This window comes from Ancylomarina sp., assembly GCF_041555295.1.
Lineage (GTDB): Bacteria > Bacteroidota > Bacteroidia > Bacteroidales > Marinifilaceae > Ancylomarina.
In genome coordinates this window covers 1-6,700 of record NZ_JBFFKR010000188.1, presented here as the reverse complement: position 1 = coordinate 6,700, position 6,700 = coordinate 1, and the positions used below count along the sequence as shown (strand labels likewise).

Sequence of the window (6,700 nt, the reverse complement as noted above, 5' to 3'; positions counted from 1 at the left end):
TCTTCGTACGTAGAAAAAGGAATAGACCTTTTAAGGACCAGGCATAAACCACTTCGCCCGGGAATTTCTCTTGCAAGGCAGCGTACAAGGTTTTGTTTGCTGTAAAAAGGATGGGTTTGAAATCATCCTTCTGGCGCATATATTCAAAAAGGTATTTCGAGTTGTCGTAATAATACTTCTCGGTCAGGAAAAACAGGGCAATTCTCTTATCCTTCCTCACCAATTTCTCTAATAGATAGTAGAAATTACGAAGGACAAAGATGAGCATATGCAGAAAAACAATTTTCTGCATAAAATTCAGGAATCGCTGTGTCTTACTGAGTTTATGACTCATCGCTAGTCGCTTTTCTATTTGATTTTAAAGTCCAAGCCAAAGCACCTAAAGCCATGGCGAAAAAGAGAATCATACTGACCAAGGAGATTTTCTCGCCCACATAAAAAGCTTTGGGTTCGAATTTGAATTCAATTTTATGCTTGCCTGCTGGCACCTTCATCGCTCTGAGCACATAGTTTGCTCTAAAGTGAGGACTTAGTTTACCATCGATATAGGCATTCCAGCCTGGCTGGTAATAAATCTCTGAGAATACAGCTAGTTGCTCAACATTTGATTGATAATCGTACTGAATGCCATTAGGTGCATAATGCGTCATCTTAATAATAGACAAGCTGTCAGCACGACTTGTAAATCCTTTGAGCTGATCAGCAAAACGCTTGTCGACAATCAGCTCCTTGGCAGGATCGAATGCATTCAAACTCATAATTTCTTCATCGGCATTATCAACCATCTTAAAGCTTGAAACCAACCAAACACAACCTAAAGCATCAGGATTGTAGACAGCTTGGCTGCCTCCCTCTTTTTTAGGGACAATTGCATAACGCGCATTTAGCATGTTTAGGACCTTGTCATTTCCTTTCTCGATATGGAAATCGTAAAGCTCCTGTATGCGTCGTAGTTTAGCCCCATGATAACCTCCAATCGATTTGTGGAAATAGGATGTACTCGAATTCTGGAAAGTTCCAGCCGTTTTATTGTAAACACGATAATTCGAATTCATATTTAAAGCCCACAATTGTGCGGCAATCGTTTCGTACTGATTGGCTTTTCGGTTTTCTTTTTTATAATCAGCAGCAGCTTTTTGAAGTGTCGCTCCCAATTCAGGATGATTTTTCAATTCCATTTGCAGAATCTCATAGTCTGCTTGAGTCGGATTAAAGGCCAACTTCATATCCTTTTTAGCGACAAAGCTGTCGTTGTTGAGGTAACGTTTGTTCACTGGCCAAAGGTCGGCTACAATTAAAACGATCAGCGCCAAAATCATCAGCTTGGTATTTATCATCTTACGATAGAACAGGAACAATAATGCAGCTCCCAAGGCTATAAATGCGATTGAACGCAAGGCATCTGCTCTGAAGATAGAGATACGTGCATCGATTAAATCGGTATGTATCTGAGAAATAAACCCTATTGCATCTGGATTGGCCGACTTAATTTGAGCCAGATAGTTATTCTCAATATCACTCATAAAATCCAAACCTAAATTAGGCACTAAATACAAGAGTAAAGCCAAGCCACCCGTTAAGGCTAGAGGTATAATTCCAATATTCAGCTTGAATGAACCAAAAGCAATTTTACGTTTTAGAACTTCGGGTTCTTCAATAATTTTTTTAACAGCTAGTATGGCCAAGAGCGGCACACAAAGTTCCACCACAATCAGTATAGACGATACCACACGGAATTTGTTGTAAAGCGGCACGTAATCCAAAAAGAAGTTGGTAAGAGCCTGGAAATTATGCCCCCACGAGAGCATAATGGACAAAATGGTTGCCGTTAACAAGCCCCATTTCAATCGTCCCGGAACGATAAACAGTCCCATAACAAATAGGAACATCAGCAAGGCACCCACATAAACAGGACCTGACGTAAAGGGTTGATTGCCCCAGTAATGGTGGTTATCAACTTGCTCCATTGCATAATAGTCGTCAACTTTTTTAATCTGACCACCGCTTACGTAATTCACAATTTGAACAGCCTCTTGTGGCGAACCCGCTCCCCCTTTTACATTAGGAATAAGCAAACTCAAAGTCTCCTGAAGACCATATGACCATTGGGTTGCATAATCTTTATCGAGCCCAGCGGTTTTATTGTTTTTATCACCAATAGTGAGTTCTGACTTGCCACGGATGGTCGATTTACTGTATTCGTATGAATTGTAAAGGTTGGTATTATTCACTCCAATAGCGATAAAGGAAGCGGCTAAAAGCACCGCGATAGCTCTGAAGAATTGCTTCAGTTCTTTCTGCTTGAATCGGTGGTAGAATTCGAATATCACCAAACAGAAAACCATGATGGCAAAATAGTAAGTCATTTGAATGTGATTGGAATAGAGTTCCAAAATCAGGAAGAAAGTTGCGAGCAGACCACCCCAAAGGTAGCGTCCACGGAAAACCATGAGAATTCCACCCAAAGCAGGCGGAATAAAGGCTAGTGCATTCACTTTCCAGAGATGACCGGCACCTATGATGATGATAAAATAGGTTGAAAATGCATAGGCGACTGCCCCAGCTATAGCGAGCCAGGGGTTAACTCGCAGCGAAAGCATTAGAATATAAAATCCGATAAGGTATAACAACAGGTAGCGCACCGGATCGGGTGTATGAAGCTCCATCAGCTGCTTGAAAAAATACATATCTTTTGCCTGATAGTCGACATTAATTTGATAAGCGGGCATGCCTCCAAACATAGAGTTGGTCCAAAGTGGATCTTCCCCAGTGGCATTTCGAAAATCGATAATCTCTTTTTTTCCACCCCAGGCATTTAAAGAATCGCCTTTGCGCAACTGCTTACCCTCGAGAACGGGTTGAAAATAGATAAATCCTATTATTAGGAAGATGATTATTGAGGCCAGATATGGTATTGCAGATTTAAATATCGACTTAAAACTCATGCTTAATTATGAATTAGGAGTTATAAATTATGAGTGAATCAAATCACAATTCATCATTAATAATTTTTCATTTTCAATTCAGCGACTAAAGTACAAAAAAAGCAGAAAGCTTTAACTAAAGAATGGGATGCTTTTTAGGAAACATAAATCGATTGACTTGGGGTCTAAACAGAGTGGCTTGAAAGCAAACCTAATGGATCTAAAACCAAACCAGATAGACTTGAATGCAAACCTGATTGAGATGACAAGGTTTCAGATGGACCTGATATGATGCCTAATTGACTTGGAAACTAAATTGATTAGCTTGAATACATACCTGATTGACATGGCATGCTACCAAATTGACCTGACATGAAACCTGATTGACATATCAGGTTACCAGATTGACCTAACATGAAACCTGATTGACATGGAGGCATGCTTGATTGACTTGAAAGTAATCCTGAATGACTTGGAAACGGACAGGGTTAAAATAAATCTTTGCCAAACCGGCATAAGCCATTACATAAGCATTTATAAAACTACCCTAAAGAGTAGTTGTTTTTACAATAAAATCGGTTATACAAGCACCTGAACATTTACGCAAGAATTACTACCCACACAGTGTACACACACCCAACACGCCAATTACTAGGCAATGATAACAAACAATACTATATGTAGCATTAAGAATATTTTTTGTTATCAACATTTTTAATGAATTTATTTTGTTCAGTTCGTAACTTTTCATAATTTCAGTGTTCGAAAAAAAAATAATTATCAACCAAGAAAACAAAAATGAAAAAATCAATTACAGCAAAGCGCAATGCACATTATCAAGTCTTACAGTTCTTAACAAAAAATACAGACAAGTTAATGGTAATCCCAGTGATTGGGAGCATGCAAACACGACTCCTTCAACTGATTAGTGAGACCAATGAATTGGTAAAAAATGCAGGTAGTATTCCCAGTAAAACGGCTGGTAATAAAAATATAACTCGTGCCGAACTTGTTGAGGTGGTATTTAAAGTTAGTAATGTGCTTAAGGTATTTGCTTACATGACTAAAAACGAAAACCTAAGTAACTTCATTATTAATTCGAAGAGTGCATTGGATTATGAACTTCGCCATCAGGAAATTCTTAATTATGCAAAGAATTTATTGGATCGCGTTAGCCCCATTGCTGCTGATTTGCTTAATTATGGTATTAGTGAGGATTTGATTACGGAACTTTCTACAGAAATAAGTGATTTTGAAACCGTAATATCTGAACCTCGAGAATTAATAAGTGAACGCAAAACCTTAAATGAGTTGACTGAAGAGAAAGTTGACGAGATACAGACACTATTGAGCAATGAAATAGATCCTTTAATGGAAATTTTTAATGAGGATAAAGAGTTTTATTTGGCGTATAAAACTGCCAGAATGATTGTTGACCCAGCAAGTCGTAAAAGAGAGGTTGCAGCAGAAAATAATTCGGTAAGTGAAATCTAGAGTTATTGTTTTGTAATGAATTCGGCGTTAACAAAGGGTGCTTCGCCCCAAAAGTTAAGTATTCTTCACAAAAATGAAATTCAGTTTTACCCCGCCCCTAAAGAGTATCTGAATTTCAGAGACTCAATAATTTTGTAATAAAAATGAGAGCACCTGCAACATGCGAATGTTGCAGGTATTCTTATTTACATGCATTCTATTTTGTTTAATATTGGGCAATGCTTATATTCGAGATGGAAATTCACCACAAGCTATTTTATGCAAACCAAAATTCATTTATCGGCAAGTAGGCACAGGAATAAGGCTGTTGTTCTTGTAAAATTTGATTTTGACAATAAAATAATTGATTTGTTAAAAAAAAGTTTTCCTGCCCAATGGAGTTCCAGCAAGAAATGCTGGTGGGTAGCAAGAGATCAATTTGATTATAAGAAATTTAAGACGGTCTTCTCTCCCACCTATGAAATTATAATAGAAGGAAAGGCTGAAACAAAGAAAGTTGTTCAACTCCCCCATGGTTATTTAGAAAAGCTTAAAAGAGTTAGATATAGCGATAGTACAATAAAAGTTTACAGTAAATATTTTAGAGATTTTCAAACCGCATTCCCTCATAAAGACTTAAAGGAATTTACGCCTGAGGATATTAACGATTACCTGCTTGATTTAATTGAAAAGCAAAAAATATCGACCAGCCAACAGAACCAAAGAATTAATGCGATAAAATTTTATTACGAAAAAGTTCTTGGCCAGGCAAAACAATTCTATCATATCGATCGTCCTAAAAAGCAACGCAGCTTACCAAAGGTAATTTCTGAACAAGAAATTTTAAGCATGCTGAAAATTACAACTAACCTAAAGCATAAAGCAATACTCGCTACTATATATTCGGCAGGTTTACGCCGAGGAGAGCTAATTAATTTGAGGAAGCAGGATATTTGGTTTGATAAAAAATTAATTTTCATAAATTCAGGAAAAGGAAAAAAGGATAGAACCACAATCTTATCAGAATCCTTATCTATCGTTTTAAAAAAGTATCTTGAAATTTATAATCCAAACTACTATCTTTTTGAAGGAAAAAACAGAGCAAAATACGCTCCTGTTTCAGTATTAAGAATAGTGGTAAAAGCAGGAAAATTAGCAAGAGTGAAACAACATGTTACACCACATATGTTACGACATTCATTTGCAACACATTTATTAGAACAAGGAACAGATTTACGTTACATTCAAACAATTTTAGGACATGAATCGAGCAAAACAACAGAAATTTACACCCACGTAAGTAAAAGATCTCTTGCAAAAATCAAAAGCCCTTTAGACACAATAACAGAGGGTATTGCAAAGGATACCAACAACTTACAAAACAACACAGATAAGTAATATAAAGTACATAGTACTTTACACATACGTTGGGCGTCATTTACTCATTCAAAGCAACAAAAGATTAAATTTAAGTTTTGTATTACTCACTAGATAATTAAGAAAAAGAACAATAAATGGAAACCGGAAATTATAAAGAATTTTATTTGACGCATAATCCAAATTACTTTTTCCCAACGATATGGATAATTCTTTCCATAGTCATATCAGTCATTTTAATTGGTGGTATAATATCTAATGCAGAGGGTATTAATGTAACATTGATTCTTTTTTGGCTGTTGCTAGCATGGGCAATGTTTAGAAATTTTAGAGCCATGTGGGATATGGTGGGCAAAGAATCATTTTTTTTAAGAGAAAATGATATTATATACATTCAAGAATTGTTCGGAATTAAGACTAAAAAGCATATTGTTTTTGACGATATTATAAATATTGAACTTATTGATTTAAGAGACAGAAATACAGGAAATTCTTATGGAATCCTTGGGTATTCTGATTATAAAATTGAAATAAAAACTTCTGGAAAAAAGAAGATTTTAGCAGGAAAATTCATGACAAAATCTGAGGGTGAATTATTATTAATTGAAATTGAAAATGCAAAAAAACGAACGCCCAACAAAAGCTAAATTTCATGGGCGCTGATAAGCAGTTCGAGAGTTTAGTACAATTTAGAAACACCAGCAAGCCAATACAATTGGTTTGTTCAAAAATATAAACAATTTCACTCGGCTTGCTTATTTGCGTTTTGATAAGATTACTCTTTGAAATCGCCCACGAAACTTAGCAAGACCGTTATAAAAAATTGCTAAAAAAGCCACACACAATGAAAATAACACAGATTTTAATTTCATTTTTTTTTGTAATCATTATTGGATGTAGCCCGAATAAAGAACAAATAAATCATT

5 protein-coding genes are annotated in these 6,700 nt (G+C 36.0%); 3 read left to right on the top strand and 2 right to left on the bottom strand.

The features are described 5' to 3' along the window. Both ABY905_RS12345 and ABY905_RS12340 read right to left on the bottom strand, forming a co-directional pair. Positions 1-334 (bottom strand): hypothetical protein (locus tag ABY905_RS12345; protein WP_372644333.1); only part of this gene is annotated, 334 nt, incomplete at its 3' end. Further along, positions 324-2,945 (bottom strand): YfhO family protein, encoded by a 2,622-nt coding sequence (locus ABY905_RS12340; protein WP_372644331.1) that lies wholly within the window; start codon positions 2,943-2,945, stop codon positions 324-326. The genes ABY905_RS12340 and ABY905_RS12345, both read right to left, overlap by 11 nt. 777 nt (positions 2,946-3,722) lie before the next feature. Between ABY905_RS12340 and ABY905_RS12335 the strand changes: the two genes are divergently transcribed. From ABY905_RS12335 to ABY905_RS12325, 3 genes are all read left to right on the top strand, one after another. After that, positions 3,723-4,418, top strand: coding sequence for a hypothetical protein (locus ABY905_RS12335; RefSeq protein WP_372644329.1), 696 nt, complete (start codon positions 3,723-3,725; stop codon positions 4,416-4,418). 258 nt (positions 4,419-4,676) lie between these two features. After that, complete coding sequence (locus ABY905_RS12330) at positions 4,677-5,795, top strand: tyrosine-type recombinase/integrase (RefSeq protein WP_372644327.1); 1,119 nt, start codon at positions 4,677-4,679, stop codon at positions 5,793-5,795. 116 nt (positions 5,796-5,911) lie between these two features. Further along, positions 5,912-6,421 carry a hypothetical protein gene (locus ABY905_RS12325; protein ID WP_372644325.1) on the top strand — a complete coding sequence of 170 codons (510 nt, stop codon included), beginning with the start codon at positions 5,912-5,914 and terminating at the stop codon, positions 6,419-6,421. Positions 6,422-6,700: the final 279 nt, after the last annotated feature.

Coding starts and splice junctions, on each gene's coding strand:
- ABY905_RS12340 (WP_372644331.1), bottom strand. CDS start 2,945: ATGAGTTTTAAGTCGATATTTAAATCTGCAATACCATATCTGGCCTCA.
- ABY905_RS12335 (WP_372644329.1), top strand. CDS start 3,723: ATGAAAAAATCAATTACAGCAAAGCGCAATGCACATTATCAAGTCTTA.
- ABY905_RS12330 (WP_372644327.1), top strand. CDS start 4,677: ATGCAAACCAAAATTCATTTATCGGCAAGTAGGCACAGGAATAAGGCT.
- ABY905_RS12325 (WP_372644325.1), top strand. CDS start 5,912: ATGGAAACCGGAAATTATAAAGAATTTTATTTGACGCATAATCCAAAT.